Genomic DNA, 24,657 nt, shown 5'->3' with positions numbered 1-24,657 from the left:
GCACACAGAGAGGGCGCACCCGGCTTGCGGGTGCGCCCTCTCGACGTGTCGCTAGCCCGCCAGGCAGGAGGGTCCGAGCAGCACCTTCAGGTCGCCGAAGAGTGCCGGGTCCGGCTTCACCCGGTGCCGGTCCAGGCGGAGCACGGTGGTCTTGGTCGGGCCCTGGAGCCTGATGCGGACCTCGCTCTCGCCCTTGTGGTGGGTGAGGATCTCGCCGAGGCGGCTGACCATGGGCGGGGTGACCCGGGTCGCCGGGATGGTGAGGATCACGGGCGCGTTGGTGCCCGCGTTGGACAGGTCGGGGACCTGCATCTCCATGGCGACCAGGCGCGGGACGTCCTCGCGCTTGTCGAGGCGGCCCTTGACGAACACCACGGCGTCCTCGACGAGTTGGGTCGAGACGAGCTGGTAGGTCGCCGGGAAGAACATGCACTCGATGGAGCCGGCGAGGTCCTCGACGGTGGCGATCGCCCAGGCGTTGCCCTGCTTGGTCATCTTGCGCTGCAGGCCCGAGATGATGCCGCCGATGGTGACGACGGCGCCGTCCGCGTGCTCACCTCCGGTGAGCTGGGCGATGCCCGCGTCGGCCTTGTCGGAGAGCACGTGCTCCAGGCCGAAGAGCGGGTGGTCGGAGACGTAGAGACCGAGCATCTCCCGCTCCTGGGCGAGCAGATAGGTCTTGTCCCACTCGTCGGTGGTGAAGTCGACGTCGAGTCCGAAGCCGGGCTCGCTGGTCTCCTCCTCGCCCATGCCGCCGAAGAGGTCGAACTGGCCCTCGGCCTCCTTGCGCTTGACCGCGACCACGTTGTCGATCATCGGCTCGAAGTGCGCGGTCAGGCCCTTGCGGGTGTGTCCGAGGGTGTCGAAGGCGCCCGCCTTGATCAGCGACTCGGTGGTGCGCTTGTTGCAGGCGACCGCCTCGACCTTGTCGAGGTAGTCGGGGAAGGAGGCGTACTTCCCCTTGGCCTTGCGGCTCTTGATGATCGACTCGACCACGTTGGTGCCGACGTTGCGCACGGCCTCCAGGCCGAAGAGGATCACGTCGTCGCCCTGGGCGGCGAAGTTGTGCACCGACTCGTTGACGTTCGGCGGGAGCACCTTGATGCCCATGCGGCGGCACTCGTTGAGATAGACGGCCGACTTGTCCTTGTCGTCCTTGACGGAGGTCAGCAGCGCGGCCATGTACTCGGCCGGGTGGTTGGCCTTGAGGTAGGCGGTCCAGTACGAGACCAGTCCGTACGCGGCGGAGTGCGCCTTGTTGAAGGCGTAGCCGGCGAAGGGGACCAGCACGTCCCACAGGGCCTGGATGGCCTCGTCGCTGTAGCCGTTCTTCTGGGCGCCGGCCTGGAAGATGGTGAAGTTCTTCGCCAGCTCCTCGGGCTTCTTCTTGCCCATCACGCGGCGGAGGATGTCGGCCTCGCCGAGCGAGTAGCCGGCGATGATCTGGGCGGCCTTCTGCACCTGCTCCTGGTAGACGATCAGGCCGTAGGTGACCGCGAGGACCTCTTCGAGGGGCTCCTCCAGCTCCGGGTGGATCGGGGTGATCTCCTGGAGCTTGTTCTTGCGCAGGGCGTAGTTGGTGTGCGAGTCCATGCCCATCGGGCCCGGACGGTAGAGCGCGGAGACGGCGGAGATGTCTTCGAAGTTGTCGGGCTTCATCAGCCGCAGCAGCGAACGCATGGGGCCGCCGTCGAACTGGAAGACGCCGAGGGTCTCACCGCGCTGGAGGAGTTCGAAGGTCTTGGGGTCGTCGAGCGGCAGGGCCAGCAGGTCGAGATCGATGCCCTTGTTGGACTTCACCATCTTGACGGCGTCGTCCATGATCGTCAGGTTGCGCAGGCCCAGGAAGTCCATCTTCAGCAGGCCGAGCGACTCGCAGCTCGGGTAGTCCCACTGTGTGATGGTCACGCCGTCGGTGTGCCGCACCCAGACCGGGGCGTGGTCGACGATCGGCTCGCTGGACATGATCACGCCGGCCGCGTGCACGCCCATCTGCCGGACCAGGCCCTCGACGCCCTTGGCGGTGTCGATGACCTTCTTCACGTCCGGTTCGTTCTCGTACATCCCCCGGATCTCGCCCGCCTCGTTGTACCGCGGGTGCGAGGGGTTGGTGATGCCGTCGAGGTCGATGCCCTTGCCGAGGACGTCGGCGGGCATCGCCTTGGTGAGACGGTCGCCCATCGCGTACGGGTAGCCCAGCACGCGCGCGGAGTCCTTGATCGCGTTCTTGGCCTTGATCTTGCCGTAGGTGCCGATCATGGCGACCTTGTCGGCGCCGTACTTCTCGGTCACGTACCGGATCACCTCGACGCGCCGACGCTCGTCGAAGTCGATGTCGACATCGGGCATCGAGATGCGCTCGGGGTTGAGGAACCGCTCGAAGATCAGACCGTGCGGGATCGGGTCGAGGTCGGTGATGCCCATGGCGTAGGCGACGATCGAACCGGCCGCGGAGCCTCGGCCGGGGCCGACCGCGATGCCCTGGCTCTTGGCCCACATGATGAAGTCGGCGACCACGAGGAAGTAGCCCGGGAACCCCATCGAGATGATGGTGTCCATCTCGTACTCGACCTGCTTCATGCGGTCGTCCGGGATGCCGTTCGGGAAGCGGCGGTGCATGCCCCGCATGGTTTCCTCGCGGAACCAGGTGACCTCGGTGTAGCCCTCGGGGATGTCGAACTTCGGCATGAGGTTCTTGGCCTCGAACATGCCGGTGGTGTCGACCATCTCCGCGATCAGGAGCGTGTTGGCGCAGCCCTCCTGCCAGGCGTCCGAGGAGTCGATGGCGTACATCTCGTCCGTGGACTTCAGGTAGTAGCCGGTGCCGTCGAACTTGAAGCGGTCCGGGTCGGAGAGGTTCTTGCCGGTCTGGATGCACAGCAGGGCGTCGTGGGCGGTCGCCTCGTGCGCGTACGTGTAGTGCGAGTCGTTCGTCACCAGCGGCGGGATGCCGAGCTTCTTGCCGATCTCCAGGAGGCCGTCGCGGACCCGGTGCTCGATCTCGATGCCGTGGTCCATCAGCTCCAGGAAGTAGCGGTCCTTGCCGAAGATGTCCTGGTAGTCGGCGGCCGCCTTCAGGGCCTCGTCGTACTGGCCGAGGCGCAGCCGGGTCTGGAGCTCGCCGGAGGGGCAGCCGGTGGAGGCGACGATCCCCTCGGACCACTGGGAGATCGTCTCCTTGTCCATCCGGGGCCACTTCTGCAGCCAGCCCTCGGCGTACGCGTCCGAGGAGAGCCGGAAGAGGTTGTGCAGGCCCGTCTTGTTCACGGCCCACATCGTCTTGTGGGTGTAACCACCCGAACCGGAGACGTCGTCCCTCTTCTGGTGCGGCTGACCCCACTGGATCTTGCGCTTGTTGCGCCGGGACTCGGGGGCAACATACGCCTCGATGCCGATGATCGGGGTGACCCCGGCCTTCTTCGCGGTGTGGAAGAAGTCGTACGCCCCGTGGAGGTTGCCGTGGTCGGACATGGCGATATGGGTCATGCCCATCTCGTTGCACGCGTTGAACATGTCCTTGAGCCGCGCGGCACCGTCCAGCAGGGAGTACTGGGTGTGGACGTGCAGGTGCGTGAACGGCGGCTTTGACACGGCGTGGCCTCCATGGAAAACACTCGGCGACAGACGGGCGGACAGTTCGGGGGACAGCGTCGAAGTCTATGCCTGACCACTGACACTCCGGGGGCTGCCCCGCGTACCTTCACAGCGAGGGTTTTCGCGGGCACTTTCGTCCGGCCCCGCCCGTTGAGACGACAGAAACGCTGTCGTACACATGCACGTACACATGCACCAGGAGGCACCCAGCGATGTCGGTACCGCAGCTCAGCGACGAGCCTCGCGGCGAGGAGATCCTCGCCGTCTTCGACACCGCCTTCGGCGAGCTCCTGGCCGCCGACCCGGCCGCGTTCCGCGTGAAGTTCCGCAAGATGGCGGCCTCGGCGTTCGCGTTCTACCGGGGTACGGCGTGCCTCTTCTACCACGACCTCACTGCAAATATTGGTTTCGGCTCCAAGCGGGGCGGCCCGTACCTGGACGAGCGCACCTCGCGCGTGTGGATCCACGGCGACCTGCACGCGGAGAACTTCGGCACGTACATGGACGCCACGGGCCGGCTGATCTTCAACGTCAACGACTTCGACGAGGCCTACGTCGGCCCCTTCACCTGGGACCTCAAGCGTTTCTCCGCCTCCATCGCCCTCATCGGGTACGCCAAGGCACTCAGCGACGACCAGATCAGCGAGCTGGTGCAGATCTACGCGGCCGCCTACCGCGAGCGCATCCACGCCCTGGCCACCGGCGCCAAGAGCGACGAGGTGCCGCCGTTCACCCTGGACACCGCCGAGGGCCCGCTCCTGGACGCGCTGCGCGACGCCCGCTCGCTGACCCGCTTCGGCCTGCTGGACTCGATGACCGAGATCCGCGACTTCGAGCGCCGCTTCGCGCCCGGCGGCGGCTCCATCGAGCTGGACGCGGCCACGCGCTACAAGGTGCTCGCCGCCTTCGACGGCTATCTGGAGACCCTCCCGGAGACCTCGCTGGCCCGCCCGGACTCCTACCGGGTGAAGGACGTGGTCGGCCGCCGCGGCATCGGCATCGGCTCGGCCGGCCTGCCGTCGTACAACATCCTTCTGGAGGGCCACAGCGACGCGCTGGAGAACGACGTCGTGATCTACATCAAGCAGGCCCAGACCCCGGCCGTCTCCCGGCACATCACCGACCCGGCGATCCGCGACTACTTCCAGCACGAGGGCCACCGCACGGTGCTCTCGCAGCGGGCCCTGCAGCAGCACGCGGACCCGTGGCTGGGCTGGACCGAGCTGGACGGCGCGGGTCAGCTGGTCGCCGAGGTCTCGCCGTACGCCGTGGACCTGGACTGGGGTGACATCGACGACACGGAGGAGATCGCGGCGGTCGTCGCGGACCTCGGCCGGGCGACGGCCACCATGCACTCGGCCGCTGACGACCAGTCCGGCGAGTCCCTGGTGCCCTTCTCGACCGAGCGGGCCATCGACGCGGCCATCGCGGCCGACGAGGACGGCTTCGCCGACCTGCTGGTCTCCTTCGCGCACGACTACGGGGCACGCGCGCGTGCCGACCACCAGATCTTCGTGGACCTGTTCCGCAACGGCCGCATTCCGGGCCTGTAGAAACCGCCGACGACAACAGGCCTGCAACAACGGGCCGACGACAACAGGGTCATAACGACAGGGCCGCTCACAGGAATCTTTTAGGGGTCCCTTACAGGCCCGCGTGACACACTCTCTGCGCTATGGACATATCCGGGACCCAGCTACGAGCGCTCCGCGCGGCGCTGTTCACGGCACTCGTCGTGACGCTCAGCACCGCGTCGCACGTGCTGCTGTCCCGGGTCCCGCTGCCCCTGAACACCGTGGCCCTGATCGCGGCCGCGGTGTTCGTCCTCGCATACGCCCTCGCCGGCCGCGAGCGGAGCTTCGGGCGGATCGCCGCCCTGGTGATCCCGCTGGAGCTGGCCGCCGACACCGTCTTCACCACCGGGCAGCACGTCTGTTACGGCGCCGCCGGCGGACCCGTCGCGGGCCCCCTGCGCTCGGTCGGCTGGAACGTGTTCTGCGGCGACGGCACCAGCGTCGGCAGTCCGCTGGCCCGGGTCACCGGTACCGACACCGACCGCCTCGCGGGCGCCCTCGCCCACACCGATCCCCAGGCCGCCTGGCTGCTGCTCGGCGCCCACATCGGCGTCGGTCTCGTCGCGGCCGCCTGGCTGCGCCGCGGCGAGCGGGCGCTGGCCCAGCTGCTCGGCGCGGCGGTGGCGACCACGTTCCGGCCGCTCCTGCTGGCCGTCGCCGCGGTGACGGTACGCCGGACCCCCGCCGCCCGCACCCCGCGGCGCCCGCGTCGTCGTACCGCTCTCGTGCGCGACCGGATCCTCGCGCACTCCCTGGGACGGCGTGGACCGCCGTGCCCGGTCGCGTTCGTCTGACCGAACGCCAGCCGAGCACCACCAGTGCCCCATGCATCCCGCGCACCCGGTGTGCGCACCCCAGATATCCCGCACACGAGTTGTGCGCGTCCCCTTACGGAGATCACCCATGAGCAAGCGGAACAGCCAGGCGGCGAAGACGGCGGCCCGCGAGCGGCTGCGCGAGGAGCGCGAGCGCCAGGCCAAGCGTGCCAAGGTCAAGCGGCAGGTCATCGTGGCCTTCTCGGTCGTCAGCGTCCTCGCGATAGCCGGCGGCATCGGCTACGCGGTCGTCCAGGGCAACAAGCCCGGCTACTGGGAGGCGGCGAAGGACGACAAGCTCGTCAAGCCGGCCAACACCACGGGCGCCGACGGCACGACGGTCGTCATCGGCAAGAGCAGCGCCAAGAAGACCCTCGAGATGTACGAGGACCCGCGCTGCCCGGTCTGCGCCCAGTTCGAGCAGACGGTCGGCGCGACCCTGGACAAGGGCGTCGAGGACGGCAAGTACAAGGTCCAGTTCATCGGCGCGAGCTTCCTCGACCGGAGCCTGACCGGCGAGGGCTCGAAGAACGCGCTCAGCGCGCTGGGCGCGGCGCTCAACGTCAGCCCCGAGGCGTTCCTTGAGTACAAGACCGCGATGTACTCGGCGAAGTGGCACCCGGAGGAGTCCGACGACAAGTTCAAGGACGACTCCTACCTCATCGAGATCGCGGACACGGTCGACGCCCTGAAGGGCAACAAGACCTTCCAGAACGCCGTGAAGAACGGCACCTACGACAAGTGGGCGCTGGAGATGTCCGCGAAGTTCGACGACAGCGGCGTCCAGGGCACCCCGACCCTGAAGATGGACGGCAAGGCGCTGACCGCCCCGGGCAGCGACAACGCGCCGATGACGGTGGCCGACTTCAACACCGCGATCGAGGCGGCTCTCAAGGCCTGAGCCCGAGCCTGAACCTGGGCCTGACCCCTGGCCCGACCCCGGTCCGAGACGACCTACGGCCGAAGAGCGGGCGAACTTTCACCGGTTCGCCCGCTCTCGTTCATACCGGCCAGTAACCTGATCGCTCGTGACCAGTAGATTCAGAGCAACCGAGCATCTCAACTCCCTGTCGCCGCGCCGCCGTACGGTCGTCAAGGCCGCGGCGGCCACTGCCGTCCTGGCCGGTCCGCTCGCCGCCGCGATCCCGGCCCGCGCGGCCACCGAGGCCCCCGCCTTTCTGCACGGCCTCGCCTCCGGCGACCCGCTCCCGGACGGCGTCCTGCTGTGGACCCGGGTGACCCCCACCGCCGAGGCGATACCCGGCTCCGGGCTCGGCCCGGACACCGAGGTGAGCTGGATCGTCGCCACGGACAAGGCGCTGACGAACGTCGTCGCCAAGGGTTCCGTCACCGCGACCGCCGCGTCCGACCACACCGTGAAGGCCGACATCCGCGGCCTGGCCCCGGCCACCGACTACTGGTTCCGCTTCTCGGCGGGCGGCACGGACTCCCCGGTGGCGCGTACCCGCACCGCGCCGGCGGCGGACGCGGCCGTGTCCAACCTGCGCTTCGGCGTGGTCTCCTGCGCCAACTGGGAGGCCGGCTACTTCTCCGCGTACCGCCATCTCGCGGCGCGCGGCGACCTGGACGCCTGGCTGCATCTGGGCGACTACATCTACGAGTACGGCACCGGCGAGTACGGGACGCGCGACACCGTCGTACGGCAGCACGCGCCGACCCACGAGATCCTGTCGCTGGCCGACTACCGCACCCGGCACGGCAAGTACAAGACCGATGCCGACCTCCAGGCGCTGCACGCGGCGGCGCCCGTCGTCGCAATCTGGGACGACCACGAGTTCGCCAACGACGCCTGGTCGGGCGGGGCCGAGAACCACACCGAGGGGGCGGAGGGCGCCTGGGCCGCGCGTCAGGCGGCCGCCAAGCAGGCCTACTTCGAGTGGATGCCGGTGCGTCCGGCGATCGCGGGGACGACCTACCGGCGGCTGCGCTTCGGCAAACTGGTCGATCTGTCGCTGCTCGACCTGCGCTCCTTCCGCTCGCAGCAGGTCTCCGTCGGCAACGGCTCGGTCGACGACCCGGACCGCACGCTCACCGGGCGGGCCCAACTCGACTGGCTGAAGGCCGGGCTGAAGTCCTCCGACACCGCCTGGCGGCTGGTCGGCAACTCGGTGATGATCTCGCCCTTCGCCATCGGCTCGCTCTCCGCCGACCTGCTCAAGCCGCTCGCCGAGCTGCTCGGGCTGCCGAAGGAGGGGCTCGCCCTCAACACCGACCAGTGGGACGGCTACACGGACGACCGCCGTGAACTGCTCGCCCACCTCCGCTCGAACGCGATCCGCAACACCGTGTTCCTGACCGGCGACATCCACATGGCGTGGGCCAACGACGTGCCGGTGGACGCCGGTACGTATCCGCTGTCCGCCTCGGCCGCCACCGAGTTCGTCGTCACGTCGGTGACCTCCGACAACCTCGACGACATCCTGAAGGTCCCCGAGGGCGTGGTCTCCGCGCTCGCCTCGCCGGTCATCAAGGCCGCCAACCGGCATGTCCACTGGGTCGACACCGACCGCCACGGCTACGGCGTCCTGGACATCACGGCCGCCCGCGCACAGATGGACTACTACGTCCTCTCCGACCGGACGAAGGCCGACGCGACCTCGTCCTGGGCCCGTTCGTACCGCACGCGCAGCGGCACGCAGAAGGTCGAGCGGACGTACGACCCGGTGTAAGGCGGGTCCCGTCGACGGCGGGTGGTGCGGGCCCGGTCCGGTTCCGGCCACACCATCCGCCGCGGCGGGGGCATTTACAGGCTTGAGCATGTACACGTAATCTCCGGGCGGCGGCCAGGAAACCCCTGCGTACCGCTTCCTTCCGCATCCCACCAGGAGCCTGCATGCGTGCGCCTGCCCGGATATCCAGACGTCTCCTCACCACCGCAGCCGTGGCCGGAACCCTGATGCTCACCCCGCTGTCGGCACCCGCCGGGCTTGCAGCGGCCCAGATCTCGTCCGCCGCCGACTGCGCCGACACGGACACCAATGCCGCCGCCCGTGAGGCCCGTCCCGGCCACAGCGGCGAGACGGTCGCCGAGCCCAACGAGATCAGCACCGCCAAGGCCCAGTCGATGGATGCCGATCTGCGCGCCAAGCTCGACAAACTGCCGTCCTCCGGCAGCCGGAGCCTCGCCGCGGCCGCCTCGACGAGCATCCCGGTGTACTTCCACGTCATCCACGACGGGGCCACCGGCCAGCTCAGCTCCTCCGACATCACCGCCCAGCTGAACGTCCTGAACGCGGCCTACGCCGGCCAGGGCACCGGGAACGTCGACTCCGGCTACCAGTTCACGCTGGCCGGCACCGACTACACCGACAACGCGGCCTGGTACAACGTCGGTTACGGCTCCGCCGAGGAGAAGGCGATGAAGTCCGCCCTGCGCAAGGGCGGCGCCAACGCGCTCAACATCTACTCCGCCAACCTCGGCGACGGCCTCCTCGGCTGGGCCACCTTCCCCAGCTCGTACAAGGCCAGCCCGTCCATGGACGGCGTCGTCCTCCTCGACGCGTCCCTGCCCGGCGGCTCGGCCACCAACTACGACGAGGGCGACACCGCCACCCACGAGGTCGGCCACTGGATGGGGCTGTACCACACCTTCCAGGGCGGCTGTAACGGCAAGGGCGACTACGTCGACGACACCCCCGCCGAGAAGAGCGCCGCGTACGAGTGCCCGACCGGCCGCGACACCTGCACCACCAAGCCGGGCGTCGACCCGATCCACAACTTCATGGACTACACGTACGACGACTGCATGTACCAGTTCACCGCGGGCCAGGTGACGCGCATGCAGCAGAACTGGGCGGCGTACCGGGCGGCCGGCTGAACCGCCTAAGGCGGGGCCCCGTCTAGAGCGAGGCGCCGTCTAGAGCGAGTCGAGGAAGCCGAGCGCCACTCTCCAGGTGGCCTCGGCGGCCTCCTCGTCCCAGTCCGGCAGGTCGGGGTCGGTGTACAGGTGACCGGCCCCGGCGTACCGGTAGATCTCCACATCGGCGCCGGCCCGGCCCATCTGGAGATACCAGGAGCTCAGCCAGTCGTCGGTCTCGAAGGCGTCCGGCTCGGCGACATGCAGCTGGACCGGCAGCTCGTCGACCGAGGCGTTGGCGGCGATGTCCGAGGTGCCGTGCAGAAGCAGCAGCCCGCGCGCCTTGTCGTCGCCGAGAGCGAGGGTCTGCGCGACGGAGGCGCCGAAGGAGAACCCGGCGTACACAAGGCCCCGCTCCGAGTAGGGCGCCGCGGCCAGCACGGCCCGCTTGAGCAGCTCGTCCTTGCCGATCCGCTCCTTGAACTCCAGGCCCTCCTCGACCGTCTCGAACGTGCTCCCCTCGAACAGGTCCGGCGTCCACACCTCGTGTCCGGCGGCGCGCAGCCGGTCCGCCGCCGCGCGCACCGCGGGCCGCAGACCGTACGTCGAGTGAAAGAGCATGATGTTCATGAGCCCATCGTGCCAGTACGGTCGAAGACATGGAGAACGTACTGCGCCCGTTGATCGTCATCGGCGGCTCGGTCGTCCTCACGCTGCTCATCGGCTGGGCGACCGACCTCCTGATGCGGAAGGCCGACGAACGGCACAGTGAGACCCCGCTCTGGGGCCTGCTGCGCCGCGGCCGCATCCCCTACCAGCTCGTCATCTTCGCGGCCCTGCTGAGAGGGTCCTACGACGAGGCTCGGGTGCTGGAGGCCCACCGGATCGGCATCGGCCGGACGCTGACGCTGGTGCTCATCGGGGCGACGGCCTGGCTGACGATCCGGATCGCGGCGGCGGTCGTCGAGACGACGTACACCCGCTACACCCGCGCCCAGCGCGATCCGGCTCGGGTCCGGCGCGTCCGTACCCAGGTGACCCTCATCACACGGGTGGTCACCGCGATCGTCGCCGTCGTGGCGATCGCCGCGATGCTGCTGACGTTCCCGGCGATGCGCGCGGCCGGCGCCTCGCTGCTGGCCTCGGCCGGCATCCTCGGCATCGTCGCCGGTGTCGCCGCGCAGTCCACGCTGAGCAACATGTTCGCGGGGCTGCAGATCGCGTTCGGCGACATGGTGCGCATAGGGGACACAGTCGTGGTGGACGGCGAGTGGGGCACGGTCGAGGAGATCACCCTCACGTTCCTGACGGTCCGCACCTGGGACGAACGCCGGATCACCATGCCGGTGTCGTACTTCACCTCCAAGCCCTTCGAGAACTGGTCGCGCGGCGGCGCCCAGATGACCGGCATCGTCTACTGGCACCTGGACCACTCGGCTCCGATGGACGCGATGCGCGAGCAGCTCCGGGACATCCTGCGCGACTGCCCGGCCTGGGACGGCCGCGCCTACGACCTGACCGTCACCGACTCCACCCCGAACACCATGCAGGTACGGGCCCTGGTCACCGCCAAGGACGCGGACGACATCTGGACGGTCCGGGTCACGGTCCGCGAACGCATGCTCCGCTGGCTCTCCGAGCACCACCCGTACGCCCTGCCCCGGGTCAACACGGCGGACGCCACCCTGCCCCCCGGCGTCAACGGCAACCGCCCCACCTCCCCGGACGGCGGCCCCCGCCGAGCCCACGAGCCACCGAGGGCGGGCCGCTGACGACCGCTCGTGGGGCGGCTCGGCACACCTCCTCGCCGGCCGCCCCTCAACGCCCCCGCTCGGCGCCCCCGTTGACCTGCACGACCTGCGAAGTGCTGCACCCACCCGGGGGGCGACCCCCGGCCCCCCAGCAGAAAAGAACCCTCAACGCCCCCGCTCAGCACCCCCATTGACCTGCACGACCTGCGACGTCACATGCCCGGCGCCGGGCGAGGCCAGCCAGTGCAGCGTGCCGGCGACGTCGCCGGGCGTCCCGGCACGCCCGTTGGGGGTCTCGCCGATCAGCCGCTCCCGCCGGGCGGGGTCGATGGCCGCCCCGAAGAACTCGGTGTCCTCCACATAGCCGGGCGCGACCACGTTCACGGTGATCCCGCGCGGCCCGAGCTCGCGCGTCAGATCATGGGCGTACGGATGCAGCCCGGCCTTGGCCGCCCCGTAGGCCCCGCTCCCGGACCCCCGGTAGGCGGCGATGGAACTGACGAACAGCACCCGTCCGCCGGGCGAGGCGAGCCGGTCCTTCAGCGCCTCGGTGAGCAGCGCGGCGGTCAGCAGATTGATCCGGAAGTTGACGGTCCAGTTGTGGGCGACGGCGTCGAGCGGATCGTCGCCCTCGGCCGGCGGTTCAAGGTGCCCGGCGCCCCCGGCACTGTGGATCAGCACATCCACGGTCCCCAGCTCCCGCCCGACGAACTCGGCGACCCCGCGCACACTCGCCGTGTCACTGAGATCGGCCGCGTAGCTCAACGCCCCCGCCACCCCGGCCTGCTCCAGCACGTCCTTGCGCCGCCCGAGCAGCAGCACCCGGTCCCCGTCCGCGGCGAAGACACGGGCCGCCGCCAGCCCAATTCCCGTACCGCCACCACTGATCACCACATTGCGAGCCATGCCACCACCCTAAAAAGGGCCGCCCGCAAAGTCATTTCCCTTTACGTGATCGCCATGCGACGGCCGGATCACCGCAGACTGCGCACGTCGAGGTGTCTCAGCACCCGGTCCACGATCTCGGGATCGGCCCCCGCCTCGCTCCGCGCCGCCAGCACCTCGTGGCGCGCGGCGCTCAGCATCTCGCCCTGGATCCGCCGGACCCGCTTCAGCCGTGTGACCCGCTGCTGATGCGCCTCCCGCCGCTCCTCGTCCCCCATGTCCGGGCTGATCCGGATCCCGATCTCGAAGGCCCGCCGCAGCATCTGCTCGGACAGCTCCTCCGGCAGCTCCTCGACCTCCTCGATCTCCCGTAGCCTGCGTTTGGCCGCCTTGGCCGCCCGGATCGCCAGCGCCTTCTCGAACTCCTTCTCCCGCTCGGTGTCGGCCTTCACCCCGAGCTTCCTCACGAGCCACGGCAGGGTCAGCCCCTGCAGCACCAGGGTCGCCATGATGACCCCGAACGCGATGAAGACGATCTCGTCCCGGTCGGGAAAGGCCGACCCCTCGTCGGTCTTCAGCGGAATCGCCAGTGCCAGCGCCACGGACGCCACCCCACGCATCCCGGACCACCACATGACGACGGTCTCCCGCCAGCTCATGGGGATCTCCTCGTCGTAGTCCTGCTTGGCGTGCAGCCGTTTGGCGACCCAGGTCGCGGGCAGCAGCCACGCCAGCCGTACGAGGACGACGACCCCCACGATCGCGGCGGCCCAGCCGAGCATCTCGCCCCACCGGCCGGACGCGGTCCTGACGGCGTTGTGCAGTTCGAGCCCGATCAGCCCGAAGGCCACACCGGTGACCAGCGTGTCGACGATGTCCCAGAAGGTGTGCCCGGCGAGCCGGGTGAGCACGTCGTCGGCGTCGGTGGCGTACTCGGCGAGGAACAGGGCGGTGGTGAGCACGGCGAGCACTCCGGAGCCGTGCAGCTCCTCGGCCAGCACATAGGAGGCGTACGGCACGAGGAGGGTCAGGCCGATCTGCAGGGTCGCGTCGTCGAGCAGGTCCATGAGCCGGTTGGCGCCCCAGCCGAGGGCGAGTCCCATCGCCACGGCCACGACGGCGGACAGCACCAGCTCGACGGCGGCCTCCCCGACCGTGAACGAGCCGCTGACGGCCGCGGTGATCGCCACGTGGTACAGCACGATCGCCGTCACGTCGTTGAAGAGCCCCTCGCCCTCCAGGATCGACACCAGCCGCCGCGGCAGCCCGAGCTGTCCGGCGACGGCGGTCGCGGCGACCGGGTCGGGCGGCGCGACCAGCGCGCCCAGCGCGACGGCGGCGGCGATCGGCAGCCCGGGCACGATCGCGTGGGCGACGACGGCCACACAGAACGTGGTGACGAACACCAGCGCCACGGCGAGCAGGAAGATCGGTCTGACGTTGGCCGCGAACTGCCGCCAGGAGGTCCGCCGCACGGCGGCGTAGAGCAGCGGCGGCAACAGCAGCGGCAGGATCAGCTCGGGCGGGATCTCGACGTTCGGCACGAAGTCGAGCAGGGCGAGCACGATCCCGAGCAGGGTCATGAGCACCGGCGCAGGCAGTCCGAACCGGTCCCCCACCGGGACACTCACCACGGCCCCGAGCAACAGCACGAACAACAGGGCCAGCTGATCCACGGTCAGGCTCCGGAGGTCTGGGCGATCAAGAACCTACAGACCACCAGCCTGCCACGGACGGCCCTTTGATACCGCCACGCCCGATTTGGTCCTACAGAGCGCGCCGCATCCCCTGATGCGGAATGCCCGCCTCCAGGTACTCCGGCCCGTACGCCACGTACCCCAACCGCTCGTAGAACCCCAGCGCATGCGTCTGCGCGTGCAGATCCACCGCCGTCAGCCCACGCGCGCGTGCCGCCTCCTCGATGGCCCGCACGAGCGCCACCCCGACGCCCAGTCCCCGCGCCTCCTGGGTGACGGCGAGCCGCCCGAGCGACCCCAGCGACAGATCACCGCCGACCTTCTCCGCGGCCCGGGGGCCGTACAGCAGCCGCCCGGTGCCCAGCGGCACCCCGTCCTCCCGCACGGCCAGCACATGCACCGCCACGGCGTCGTACGCGTCGTACTCCAGGTCCTCGGGCACGCCCTGCTCGGCGACGAAGACCTCCTTGCGCACCACGAAGCACATCTCGCGGTCCGCGGGGTCCTCGACGACCCGGACCGCGTACGACGGCACGCTCACCCGTACGTCTCCTCGCGGACCTGGTCCAGCGCCTTCTGCAGGTCGGCCGGGTAGTCGCTGGCGAACTCGACCCACTCCCCGTCCCCGGGGTGCTCGAAGCCGAGGCGGACGGCGTGCAGCCACTGGCGGGTCAGGTGCAGCCGCTTGGCGAGGGTCGGGTCGGCGCCGTAGGTCAGGTCGCCGACGCACGGGTGGCGGTGGGCGGCCATGTGGACGCGGATCTGGTGGGTGCGGCCGGTCTCCAGCTTCACGTCGAGCAGGGAGGCCGCGCGGAACGCCTCGATGAGGTCGTAGTGGGTGACCGACGGCTTGCCCTCGGCGGTGACCGCCCACTTGTAGTCGTGGTGGGGGTGCCGGCCGATGGGCGCGTCGATGGTGCCGCTCGTCGGGTCCGGGTGGCCCTGCACGAGCGTGTGGTAGCGCTTGTCGACCGTGCGCTCCTTGAACTGGCGCTTGAGCGAGGTGTACGCGTACTCGGACTTGGCGACCACCATCAGCCCGGACGTGCCGACGTCGAGCCGGTGCACGATGCCCTGGCGCTCGGCGGCACCGGAGGTCGAGATGCGGTACCCGGCGGCGGCGAGGCCGCCGATGACGGTCGGGCCGGTCCAGCCGGGCGACGGATGGGCGGCGACCCCGACGGGCTTGACGATGACCACCACGTCATCGTCGTCATGGATGATCTCCATGCCCTCGACCGGCTCGGCGACGATCTGCACGGGGGCGGGCGCGCCCGGCATCTCGACCTCCAGCCAGGCCCCGCCGTGCACCCGCTCGGACTTGCCGACCACGCTCCCGTCGACCTGGACCTTGCCCGCCGCCGCCAGCTCGGCGGCCTTGGTGCGGGAGAAGCCGAACATGCGGGAGATGGCGGCGTCGACGCGCTCGCCCTCCAGGCCGTCGGGCACGGGCAGGGTACGGATCTCGGGAACTGTGCTCACCCGTCGAGTATGCCGGACAGCACCGACACCCCCGTAAACGAGCCCCTCAGTCCTTGTGGACGGTCCCGTCTGGGTCCAGCCCCTTGAAGGACAGCAGCACGATCAGGATGCCGCCGCACACGATCGCCGAGTCGGCCAGGTTGAACACCGCGAAGTGCTTCGGCGCGATGAAGTCCACGACCGCGCCCTCGAAGACGCCGGGCGAGCGGAAGATCCGGTCGGTCAGGTTGCCGAGCGCACCGCCCAGCAGCAGGCCGAGCGCGATCGCCCAGGGCAGGCTGTACAGCTTGCGGGCGAGCCGGGCGATCACCACGATCACCGCCGCCGCGATCACCGTGAAGATCACGGTGAAGGCCTCGCCGAAGCCGAAGGCCGCGCCCGCGTTGCGGATCGCCTCGAACTTCAGCCAGTCCCCGATGATCTCGATCGGCGCGTGGTGCTCCAGCTTGGCGACCACGATCATCTTGCTGACCAGGTCGAGGACGTACGCGAACGCGGCGACCGCGAACAGCACGGCGATCCGCCGCTTCCCCCTGGGCCGCGCCTCGGCGCTCTGCTGCCCCTCCGCGCCGGCCGACTGCTCCGGCTCGGCCTCCGCCCCCTCCGGGGAGTCCGGCGTACCGATGATGCGCTCCGCCTCTGCCACGTGAGTCCCTCGACCTAGGTACCTGACTGAGGACGAGGGTACGGCACGCGTGCGTGGGCCTTCAGTACCGGCGTTCCTGCTTCTGCTTGCACTCCACACAGAGCGTGGCCCGCGGGAAGGCCTGCATACGCGCCTTGCCGATGGGGTTGCCGCAGTTCTCGCACAGGCCGTACGTGCCCGCGTCGAGCCGCTCCAGGGCGCGCTCGGTCTGGAGCAGCATCTCGCGCGCGTTGGCCGCGAGAGCCATCTCGTGCTCGCGCGTGATGTTCTTGGTGCCGGTGTCGGCCTGGTCGTCGCCGGCGCCGTCCCCGGAGTCCCGCATCAGACCCTGCAGGGACTCCTCGGACGACGCGATCTCGGTGCGCAGCCGCAGCGCCTCGGACTGGAGCTCGGCGCGCGCCTCCGCGACCTCCTCGGGCGTCCAGGGGTCCTCGCCGGGGCGGACCGCGAGCTCGCCCGGTGCCACCGCCGCGGCGAGGCGTGCCTTGGGGACGGCCGTCTTCGCCGCCGTGGCCGTGCCAGGAGTCTTCTTCGCAACCACCGTCGTGGCTCCCGTCTGCTTCGCGGCCTGGGCCGCGCCCGCCGTCTTGGCCGTGCTCTTGCCGGACGTGCTCTTGCCGGCCGCACTCTTCGTGGAAGTGCTCTTGGAGATGCTCTTCCCGGCAGCGGTCTTCTTGGCGGCCGTCTTCTTCACCGCCACTGCCGGCTCTTCGGCCGCCGCCTTGGACGCCGCGGCCTTCTTGCCCGCCGGCGCCTTCTTGGCCGCCGTCTTCTCGGCTGCCGCCTTCTTCGCCACCGTCCGCTTCGAGGCGGCCTTCCCGGCCGCCACCGGTCTCTCGGGCCCCTCCTCCGCGACGGCCTTCCGCGCGGGAGCCGCCTTGGAGGCCGTGGCCTTCTTGACCGCGGTCTTCTTCGCGGGACTCTTGGCAGCGGCCCTCTTCGCGGCGGCGCCCACCGTCTTCACGGCCTTGGCGGCCTTGCCGGTACCTCCCTGCGCGCTCTTCTTCCCGCCCACATCCTTGGCCGCACTGCCTGACGCCGACTGCTGTACGGCGGTCTTCTTCGCCACCATGGCCGCGGCCCCTTCACATATTGTGATCTTGCACGCGAATCGTGCTGGGACGATAAATCGACTTGAGTCCCGCGGCAACGGGGCGCACCGCCCGATTCGCCCGGCTCGCGCACTCAGCGCGCCGAGCCTGCATGCGTTGTGCCCAGCTCCCCGCCGGGTAATCCGCCGGACCGCGCGTCCCAGAATCCGAACACGCGTACCGCTCCATTCGAGTCACCCCGGCCCCGGCGGCGCCCGGCCTCCGGGACCCCCGAAAACCGGTCGGCCGCTGTCCGTGCGGCGCCGTACACTGGGCGGAGCGAGAAGCGTGGATGGGGACGAGTAGCGACGTACGCAGCCCAGAGCGACCCGGGGACGGTGGAAGCCCGGGGGCGAGCGCGACGTGAAGATCACCCCGGAGCCGCCGGAAGAAATCCTTGGGTCAGTGGGCTCCGCCCACGGGCCCGACAGGACAGTAGACCCGGCATCGCGACCCCAATGAGGGGGCTCATCGGTGTGGAAGGCGCACCGGAGAGCCAAGGAGGGTGGTACCGCGGGAGCGCGCCGAAACCGGCGTACAAGATTCGGCTCTCGTCCCTCCGGACGGAAGGCAGCAAGTCCGCCGGAGGAAGACTGATGACGCAGTACCGCCAGGTGCCCGCCCAGGTCGATCTGCCCGCGCTCGAGCACGCGGTGCTCGATTTCTGGCGCGAGCAGAAGATCTTCGCCAAGTCCTTGGAGCAGTCCGAGGGGCAGCCCGAGTGGGTGTTCTACGAGGGCCCGCCCACCGCCAACGGCATGCCGGGCGCCCACCACATCGAGGCGCGCGTCTTCAAGGACGTCTTCCCCCGCTTCCGCACCATGCGCGGCTACCACGTCGCCCGCAAGGCCGGCTGGGACTGCCACGGCCTCCCGGTCGAGCTCGCGGTGGAGAAGGAGCTCGGCTTCAGCGGCAAGAAGGACATCGAGGCGTACGGCATCGCCGAGTTCAACGCCAAGTGCCGCGAGTCCGTGCTGCGCCACACCGACGCCTTCTCCGACCTGACGACCCGCATGGGCTACTGGGTCGACCTCGACGACGCCTACGTCACGATGGACCCCGAGTACATCGAGTCGGTCTGGTGGTCGCTCAAGGAGATCTTCAACAAGGGCCTGCTGGTCCAGGACCACCGCGTCGCCCCCTGGTGCCCCCGCTGCGGCACCGGCCTGTCGGACCACGAGCTGGCGCAGGGCTACGAGACGGTCGTCGACCCGTCCGTGTACGTCCGTTTCCCGCTCACCTCCGGTCCGCTCGCCGGCGAGGCCGCGCTCCTGGTCTGGACGACCACGCCCTGGACGCTGGTCTCCAACACCGCGGTCGCCGCTCACCCCGACGTGACCTATGTCGTCGCGACGAAGGGCCCGGAAGGTACGGAGAAGCTCGTCGTGGCCGCGCCGCTCGTCGAGAAGGCGCTCGGCGAGGGCTGGGAGACCACCGGCCAGTCCTTCACGGGCGCCGAGATGGAGCGCTGGACGTATCAACGTCCGTTCGAGCTCGTGGAGTTCCCGGAGCCCGCCCACTACGTGGTGAACGCCGAGTACGTCACGACCGAGGACGGTACGGGTCTGGTCCACCAGTCCCCCGCCTTCGGTGAGGACGACCTCAAGGTCTGCCGCGCCTACGGCCTGCCCGTGGTGAACCCCGTCCGCCCCGACGGCACCTTCGAGGAGGACGTCCCCCTGGTCGGCGGCGTCTTCTTCAAGAAGGCGGACGAAAAGCTCACCGAGGACCTTCAGCAGCGCGGCCTCCTCTTCCGGCACATCCCGTACGAGCACAGCTACCCGCACTGCTGGCGCTGTCACACCGCGCTCCTCTACTACGCGCAGCCCTCCTGGTACATCCGCACCACCGCGGTCAAGGACCGTCTCCTCCAGGAGAACGAGAACACCAACTGGTTCCCGGACACGGTCAAGCACGGCCGGTACGGCGACTGGCTGAACAACAACATCGACTGGGCGCTGTCCCGCAACCGCTACTGGGGCACCCCGCTGCCGATCTGGCGCTGCGAGGACGACCACCTCACGGTCGTCGGCTCCCGCGCGGAACTCACCGAGCTGACGGGCACGGACCAGTCGGAGCTGGACCCGCACCGCCCGTTCATCGACGACGTCACCTTCGCCTGCCCCAAGGACGCCTGCGGCAAGACGGCCACGCGCGTGCCGGAGGTCATCGACGCCTGGTACGACTCGGGTTCGATGCCGTTCGCGCAGTGGGGCTACCCGTACAAGAACAAGGAACTCTTCGAGTCCCGCTACCCGGCCCAGTTCATCAGCGAGGCCATCGACCAGACGCGAGGCTGGTTCTACACGCTGATGGCGGTCGGCACCCTGGTCTTCGACAAGTCGTCGTACGAGAACGTCGTCTGCCTCGGCCACATCCTCGCCGAGGACGGCCGCAAGATGTCCAAGCACCTGGGCAACATCCTGCAGCCGATCCCGCTGATGGACCAGCACGGCGCCGACGCGGTCCGCTGGTTCATGGCGGCCGGCGGCTCCCCGTGGGCGGCCCGCCGCGTGGGCCACGGCACCATCCAGGAGGTCGTCCGCAAGACGCTCCTGACCTACTGGAACACGGTCGCCTTCCAGGCCCTGTACGCCCGTACGTCGAACTGGGCGCCCTCCGCGGCCGACCCGGCCCCCGCCGACCGCCCGGTCCTGGACCGCTGGCTGCTCTCCGAACTCCACGCGCTCACCGACCAGGTGACGCAGGCTCTGGAGGCGTACGACACCCAGCGCGCCGGCAAGCTCCTGTCGGCCTTCGTCGACGACCTGTCCAACTGGTACGTCCGCCGCTCGCGTCGCCGCTTCTGGCAGGGCGACAAGGCCGCACTGCGCACGCTGCACGAGGTCGTCGAGACGGTCACCAAGCTGATGGCCCCGCTGACCCCGTTCATCACCGAGCGGGTCTGGCAGGACCTGATCGTCCCGGTGACGCCGGGCGCGCCCGAGTCTGTCCACCTGTCTTCCTGGCCGGAGGCGGACCTCTCCGCCATCGACCCGGAGCTGTCGCGGCAGATGGTCCTGGTCCGCCGGCTGGTCGAGCTGGGCCGCGCCACGCGCGCGGAGTCGGGCGTGAAGACCCGCCAGCCGCTCAAGCGGGCGCTGGTCGCGGTGACGGGCTTCGAGACCCTGACCCCCGAACTGCACTCGCAGATCACGGAGGAGCTGAACGTCGAGTCGCTGGCGTCCCTCTCCGAGGTGGGCGGCAGCCTGGTCGACACCACCGCCAAGGCCAACTTCCGCGCTCTGGGCAAGCGGTTCGGCAAGCGCGTCCAGGACGTCGCGAAGGCGGTCGCGAACGCCGACGCGGCGGCACTGTCGCTGGCCCTCCGCGAGGGCACGGCGTCGGTCGAGGTCGACGGCGAGACGATCACCCTGGCCCCGGACGAGGTCATCATCACGGAGACCCCGCGCGAGGGCTGGTCGGTCGCCTCGGACTCCGGTGCCACGGTCGCCCTGGACCTGGAGATCACCGAGGAGCTCCGTCAGGCGGGCCTCGCGCGTGACGCGATCCGCCTGATCCAGGAGGCCCGCAAGAACAGCGGCCTCGATGTGGCCGACCGCATCTCCCTGCGCTGGACGTCCACCGACCCGGCGGTGGTCGCGGCCCTGACCGAGCACTCGGGCCTGATCTCCGACGAGGTCCTGGCGACGGCCTTCTTGAATGAGGACAGCGGCCAGGGTGAGACGGACGCCACATACGGCGACCCGTTCACGGACGAGGGCCTGTCCCTGACGTTCCGCCTGCGCAAGGCGTAAACGCGTCCTACGAAGGCCCGGTCTCCCCACGCGGGGAGACCGGGCCTTCGTCACAAAGAGCCGAACATCCGCATAGCCGCCGACCATCGCACCGCAGCCCCGACACCCCCACCCCACGTAGCCGCGGGCGGTCGCGCCACTGGAGCGGCCCCACCCCACACAGCCGCCGACCATCGCACCACAGCCCCGACACCCCCACCCCACGTAGCTGCGGGCAGTCGTGCCGCTGGGGCGGCACGGGTGGGCGCAGCGGCACCCCGCCGGCGCGGGCGAGCGACACCCACCCCCGCCCAGCACCAACACCGGGCACCGGGCACCGGGCACCGGGCACCGGGCACCGAAAAGTCACCCGCTCCCCATCCGCCCACCTCGGCCCACTGATCAACACGCGTAAAAGGGGCGAGCCCCGGACCAAAGTCCAGGGCTCGCCCCTTTTGAACGCTGCCGACGCCTATGGCGTGCTACAACCCGTCAGTTGTCGTCCTCGTCGATGAGGAAGCCACGCATCGGGGAGGGCGCCTGGCCCATCGGGCCAGGACCCTGCGGGCGGACCGGAGCCATCGGCTGGGTCATCGCCGGGGACATCTGCTGCTGGCCGCCGTAGGACGGGGCAGCCGGAGCCGGGGCACCGCCCATGCCGCCCGGGTTGCCGCCGTACGACGGGGCGCTCGCGCCGGCCGGGGCCATGGAGGGCGCCGGGGACGGCGGAAGCGACGCGGTCGCCGGGGTGCGCGGCGGGGCCAGCGAGTCGTCGGCCTGGGTCTCCAGCTGACGCAGCTGCGACTCCAGGTACGACTTCAGGCGGGTGCGGTACTCGCGCTCGAAGCCGCGCAGGTCCTCGACCTTGCGCTCCAGCGTGGCGCGGGCGGACTCCAGGGAGCCCATCGCGACGCGGTGCTTCTCCTGCGCGTCCCGCTCCAGGGCGTCGGCCTTGGCACGGGCGTCACGCTCGAGACCCTCGGCACGCGAACGCGCCTCACCGACGATCTTGTTGGCCTCGGAACGGGCCTCGGCGATCGCCTGGTCGGCGGTCTGCTGGGCCAGCGAGAGGACACGGGCGGCGCTGTCGCCACCGGGGCCCTGACCGGGGCCGCCCATCGGACCGCCCATGGGGCCACCCATAGGACCGCCCATGGGGCCGCCCATCTGCTGCTGCATGGGGGGCTGGCCACCCATCGGACCCTGGCCCATCGGACCGGGACCCTGCCCCATCGGGCCGGGACCCTGCGGGCCGCCCTGGCCGCTGGGACCGGCAGGCAGCTGCGGGGCGCCGCTCGGCAGCTGGGGCGGGCCGCCCATGGGGCCGCCCATCTGCTGCTGCGGCGGGCCCGATATGCCGGCCGGCACGGGGCCGCCCGGCCCACGCATGCCCTGCTGCGGCATTCCACCCTGCTGCATCCCGCCCTGCGGCATACCCTGCTGCTGGTCCTGGGGGCCGCCGGGGCCCTCCGGGGGCTTGCGCATGTTCTGCTGGTTCTGCGCGGCGGCACGCGTCGCCGCGGCCAGCTTGGCGCGCAGGTCCTCGTTCTCGCGCAGCAGGCGCGTCAGTTCGGCTTCGACCTCATCGAGGAAGGCATCGACCTCGTCCTCGTCATAGCCTTCTCGGAGGCGGACGGTCGTGAACTGCTTGTTCCGCACGTCCTCGGGGGTCAACGGCATCTCTTCACCTCAACGTAGTCATCGGCAGTCGGCAAGACCGTATCGTCCACTGTCACCTCGCGAGATTGCCCACGATGGAGATCAAGATGTAGACGATGATCATCAGCACGAAGAAGGACAGGTCGAGCGCCACGCCCCCGAGGCGCAGCGGCGGGATGAACCGCCGCAGAAGCTTCAGCGGTGGATCGGTGACAGTGTAGGTGGCCTCCAGAACGACCACCATCGCCTTGCCAGGTTGCCACGAGCGGGCGAACTGGAAGACGTAGTCCATGACCAACCGGAAGATGAGCACGATGAGGAACACCATCAGCGCGATGTAGATCACCTGCGCGAACACGCCCATGGCCTGTGTTTCCCTCTCCCCTGTTCGTTACTGCTTACCGGTCGTCTGTCTCAGCTCTGATTGAAGAACCCGCCCTCTGCGATACGGGCCTTGTCCTCCGCCGTGACATCGACGTTAGCAGGCGACAACAGGAACACCTTCTGCGTCACCCGCTCGATGCTGCCGTGAAGACCAAACACCAAACCGGCCGCAAAGTCGACAAGTCGCTTGGCGTCTGTGTCATCCATCTCAGTCAGATTCATGATCACCGGGGTGCCCTCACGGAAGTGTTCCCCGATGGTACGGGCCTCGTTATAGGTCCGCGGGTGAAGTGTGGTGATCCGGTAAGGCTCTCGTTCCGACACGACCTTGGGCATGATCACCGGTGCGTTCTTCTCCAGGCTCTGGCGTTCTTGTGTGATGGACGCCACGGGCGCGATCCGCGCGGGGCGTCCGGATTCAGCGGCCAGCGAAGCGGAACGGGCGAGCGGTTCACGCGGCGCAGCCGGCTGCACGATTCGCACCTCTTCGTCCCTTTGGGACTGATGTGCGCTGTGCGCCTGATGCACCGGCTCGTGCCGCCGGTGGTCACGCTCGGGCTCCGGGTCCAGTTCGGGCTCGAAGTCGTCGTCGGGGTCGAATCCGCGGCCGTCGTACCCATCGTCCTCCACGAGGCCGAGGTAGACCGCCATCTTGCGCATCGCGCCGGCCATGCTCTGAGTCCTCCGCTCTGTGGTGGATCGGCTGACGACTGCCAAGTGCCTGCGATCCACGTGGTCGTTACACCCGCTTTTCGGCGGTATTGACCATATTTTCTGCTGTGGTCCGACTTCCTGGCGACGTTACCCGAGCCTCGGGCGGACACCGAGTACCGCGGTGCCGACGCGTACATGTGTCGCCCCGGCCGCCACGGCCTGTTCGAGATCCGCACTCATTCCTGCCGAGACCATGTTCGCAGCCGGATGAGCTCGGCGCAGGTCGGTCGACAAATCCATCAACCGCTCGAACGCCGCGAGTTCGCGCCCCGCGTAGACGCCGGTGAGCGGTGCGACGGTCATCAGACCCGCCAGCCGCAGCCCCGGCGACCGCGCCACGAGTTCGCCCAACTCTTCGATTCCATCGGGTCCGACACCCCCGCGGTCCCCGCGTCCGCCCTCGTCCGCGTCGAGCGCGACCTGGATCAGACAGCCGAGTTCCCGCCCCTGCCGCTCCGCTTCCTTGGAGAGCGCGGTGACAAGCCGAGCACGGTCGACGGACTGCACCATATCGGCATAAGCGGCCACAGAACGCACCTTGTTGGTCTGCAGCTGGCCCACGAAGTGCCAAGTCAACGGCAGATCCGAACACTCGGCCGCCTTGGGTGCCGCGTCCTGGTCCTTGTTCTCGGCGACGTGGCGCACGCCGAGTTCCGCCAGGATCCGCACATCGCTCGCGGGGTAGGTCTTGGTGACCACGATCAGGGTCACCTCCTCGCGCTTGCGCCCAGCGGCCGTGCACGCGGCGGCGATGCGCTCCTCCACTTTCGCCAGGTTCGCGGCGAGTTCGCCCTTACGGTCCGTCATGCTC

19 protein-coding genes are annotated in these 24,657 nt (G+C 69.6%); 7 read left to right on the top strand and 12 right to left on the bottom strand.

Annotation, left to right across the window (positions count from 1 at the left end):
* Positions 1-51: 51 nt before the first annotated feature.
* The gene (gene dnaE / locus PH203_RS03025) at positions 52-3,591 is read right to left on the bottom strand and encodes a DNA polymerase III subunit alpha (protein ID WP_289915729.1); all 3,540 of its coding nucleotides are present in this window, start codon (positions 3,589-3,591) and stop codon (positions 52-54) included.
* Between the two features lie 215 nt (positions 3,592-3,806).
* On the opposite strand from dnaE, the gene PH203_RS03020 reads away from it, so the two are divergent.
* From PH203_RS03020 to PH203_RS03000, 5 genes are all read left to right on the top strand, one after another.
* Positions 3,807-5,147: a DUF2252 domain-containing protein gene (locus tag PH203_RS03020; RefSeq protein WP_289915728.1), complete on the top strand. Its 1,341-nt coding sequence runs from the start codon at positions 3,807-3,809 to the stop codon at positions 5,145-5,147.
* 122 nt (positions 5,148-5,269) lie between these two features.
* Positions 5,270-5,962, top strand: a complete 693-nt coding sequence (locus PH203_RS03015) for a hypothetical protein (RefSeq protein ID WP_289915727.1) — start codon at positions 5,270-5,272, stop codon at positions 5,960-5,962.
* A 109-nt stretch (positions 5,963-6,071) separates the two neighbouring features.
* On the top strand, positions 6,072-6,884 hold the full coding sequence (locus tag PH203_RS03010; RefSeq protein WP_289915724.1) for a thioredoxin domain-containing protein: 813 nt from the start codon (positions 6,072-6,074) through the stop codon (positions 6,882-6,884).
* A gap of 127 nt (positions 6,885-7,011) precedes the next feature.
* Positions 7,012-8,673, top strand: coding sequence for an alkaline phosphatase D family protein (locus PH203_RS03005; protein WP_289915722.1), 1,662 nt, complete (start codon positions 7,012-7,014; stop codon positions 8,671-8,673).
* 164 nt (positions 8,674-8,837) lie between these two features.
* On the top strand, positions 8,838-9,821 hold the full coding sequence (locus PH203_RS03000; RefSeq protein ID WP_289915721.1) for a zinc metalloprotease: 984 nt from the start codon (positions 8,838-8,840) through the stop codon (positions 9,819-9,821).
* A 39-nt stretch (positions 9,822-9,860) separates the two neighbouring features.
* Here PH203_RS03000 and PH203_RS02995 read toward each other — a convergent pair whose 3' ends face one another.
* Positions 9,861-10,430, bottom strand: coding sequence for a dienelactone hydrolase family protein (locus PH203_RS02995; RefSeq protein ID WP_289915720.1), 570 nt, complete (start codon positions 10,428-10,430; stop codon positions 9,861-9,863).
* A gap of 29 nt (positions 10,431-10,459) precedes the next feature.
* Between PH203_RS02995 and PH203_RS02990 the strand changes: the two genes are divergently transcribed.
* A complete protein-coding gene (locus PH203_RS02990) occupies positions 10,460-11,572 on the top strand; it encodes a mechanosensitive ion channel domain-containing protein (RefSeq protein WP_289915719.1) in 1,113 nt (370 codons plus the stop codon).
* A 144-nt stretch (positions 11,573-11,716) separates the two neighbouring features.
* Here PH203_RS02990 and PH203_RS02985 read toward each other — a convergent pair whose 3' ends face one another.
* The 6 genes from PH203_RS02985 to PH203_RS02960 form a co-directional block, all read right to left on the bottom strand.
* Positions 11,717-12,457 carry an SDR family oxidoreductase gene (locus PH203_RS02985; protein WP_289915717.1) on the bottom strand — a complete coding sequence of 247 codons (741 nt, stop codon included), beginning with the start codon at positions 12,455-12,457 and terminating at the stop codon, positions 11,717-11,719.
* A 68-nt stretch (positions 12,458-12,525) separates the two neighbouring features.
* The gene (locus tag PH203_RS02980) at positions 12,526-14,112 is read right to left on the bottom strand and encodes a Na+/H+ antiporter (RefSeq protein WP_289915716.1); all 1,587 of its coding nucleotides are present in this window, start codon (positions 14,110-14,112) and stop codon (positions 12,526-12,528) included.
* 91 nt (positions 14,113-14,203) lie between these two features.
* Positions 14,204-14,674, bottom strand: a complete 471-nt coding sequence (locus tag PH203_RS02975) for a GNAT family N-acetyltransferase (RefSeq protein WP_289915714.1) — start codon at positions 14,672-14,674, stop codon at positions 14,204-14,206.
* Positions 14,671-15,615 (bottom strand): RluA family pseudouridine synthase, encoded by a 945-nt coding sequence (locus PH203_RS02970; RefSeq protein WP_289915712.1) that lies wholly within the window; start codon positions 15,613-15,615, stop codon positions 14,671-14,673. Before PH203_RS02970 ends, PH203_RS02975 begins: the two co-directional genes overlap by 4 nt.
* 46 nt (positions 15,616-15,661) lie before the next feature.
* Entirely contained in the window at positions 15,662-16,261 is a 600-nt protein-coding gene (gene lspA / locus PH203_RS02965; RefSeq protein WP_289915710.1) for a signal peptidase II, read from the bottom strand.
* A gap of 61 nt (positions 16,262-16,322) precedes the next feature.
* A complete protein-coding gene (locus PH203_RS02960; RefSeq protein ID WP_289915708.1) occupies positions 16,323-17,333 on the bottom strand; it encodes a TraR/DksA family transcriptional regulator in 1,011 nt (336 codons plus the stop codon).
* Positions 17,334-17,948: 615 nt separating this feature from the next.
* Here PH203_RS02960 and ileS point away from each other — a divergent pair.
* Positions 17,949-21,110: an isoleucine--tRNA ligase gene (gene ileS / locus PH203_RS02955; protein ID WP_289915707.1), complete on the top strand. Its 3,162-nt coding sequence runs from the start codon at positions 17,949-17,951 to the stop codon at positions 21,108-21,110.
* Between the two features lie 471 nt (positions 21,111-21,581).
* Here ileS and PH203_RS02950 read toward each other — a convergent pair whose 3' ends face one another.
* The 4 genes from PH203_RS02950 to PH203_RS02935 all read right to left on the bottom strand — a co-directional run bounded on the left by PH203_RS02950 (position 21,582) and on the right by PH203_RS02935 (position 24,653).
* Positions 21,582-22,769, bottom strand: a complete 1,188-nt coding sequence (locus PH203_RS02950; RefSeq protein WP_289915705.1) for a DivIVA domain-containing protein — start codon at positions 22,767-22,769, stop codon at positions 21,582-21,584.
* 52 nt (positions 22,770-22,821) lie between these two features.
* Positions 22,822-23,112, bottom strand: coding sequence for a YggT family protein (locus PH203_RS02945; protein WP_037937545.1), 291 nt, complete (start codon positions 23,110-23,112; stop codon positions 22,822-22,824).
* A gap of 50 nt (positions 23,113-23,162) precedes the next feature.
* Complete coding sequence (gene sepF, locus PH203_RS02940; protein WP_289915696.1) at positions 23,163-23,804, bottom strand: cell division protein SepF; 642 nt, start codon at positions 23,802-23,804, stop codon at positions 23,163-23,165.
* 129 nt (positions 23,805-23,933) lie between these two features.
* Complete coding sequence (locus PH203_RS02935; protein ID WP_289915694.1) at positions 23,934-24,653, bottom strand: YggS family pyridoxal phosphate-dependent enzyme; 720 nt, start codon at positions 24,651-24,653, stop codon at positions 23,934-23,936.
* Positions 24,654-24,657: the final 4 nt, after the last annotated feature.

This window comes from Streptomyces sp. S.PB5 (genome assembly GCF_030403745.1).
In the GTDB taxonomy this organism is placed as follows: Bacteria; Actinomycetota; Actinomycetes; order Streptomycetales; family Streptomycetaceae; genus Streptomyces.
This window is presented reverse-complemented; position numbering and strand designations above follow the sequence as displayed.

Bases quoted from the DNA above. Each gene is read 5' to 3' on its own strand.
- PH203_RS02950 (WP_289915705.1), bottom strand. From the start codon at position 22,769: ATGCCGTTGACCCCCGAGGACGTGCGGAACAAGCAGTTCACGACCGTC.
- PH203_RS02995 (WP_289915720.1), bottom strand. From the start codon at position 10,430: ATGAACATCATGCTCTTTCACTCGACGTACGGTCTGCGGCCCGCGGTG.
- PH203_RS03015 (WP_289915727.1), top strand. From the start codon at position 5,270: ATGGACATATCCGGGACCCAGCTACGAGCGCTCCGCGCGGCGCTGTTC.
- ileS (WP_289915707.1), top strand. From the start codon at position 17,949: ATGACGCAGTACCGCCAGGTGCCCGCCCAGGTCGATCTGCCCGCGCTC.
- PH203_RS02985 (WP_289915717.1), bottom strand. From the start codon at position 12,457: ATGGCTCGCAATGTGGTGATCAGTGGTGGCGGTACGGGAATTGGGCTG.
- PH203_RS02945 (WP_037937545.1), bottom strand. From the start codon at position 23,112: ATGGGCGTGTTCGCGCAGGTGATCTACATCGCGCTGATGGTGTTCCTC.
- PH203_RS03010 (WP_289915724.1), top strand. From the start codon at position 6,072: ATGAGCAAGCGGAACAGCCAGGCGGCGAAGACGGCGGCCCGCGAGCGG.
- PH203_RS03020 (WP_289915728.1), top strand. From the start codon at position 3,807: ATGTCGGTACCGCAGCTCAGCGACGAGCCTCGCGGCGAGGAGATCCTC.
- PH203_RS02935 (WP_289915694.1), bottom strand. From the start codon at position 24,653: ATGACGGACCGTAAGGGCGAACTCGCCGCGAACCTGGCGAAAGTGGAG.
- PH203_RS02960 (WP_289915708.1), bottom strand. From the start codon at position 17,333: ATGGTGGCGAAGAAGACCGCCGTACAGCAGTCGGCGTCAGGCAGTGCG.
- PH203_RS03000 (WP_289915721.1), top strand. From the start codon at position 8,838: ATGCGTGCGCCTGCCCGGATATCCAGACGTCTCCTCACCACCGCAGCC.
- sepF (WP_289915696.1), bottom strand. From the start codon at position 23,804: ATGGCCGGCGCGATGCGCAAGATGGCGGTCTACCTCGGCCTCGTGGAG.
- PH203_RS02990 (WP_289915719.1), top strand. From the start codon at position 10,460: ATGGAGAACGTACTGCGCCCGTTGATCGTCATCGGCGGCTCGGTCGTC.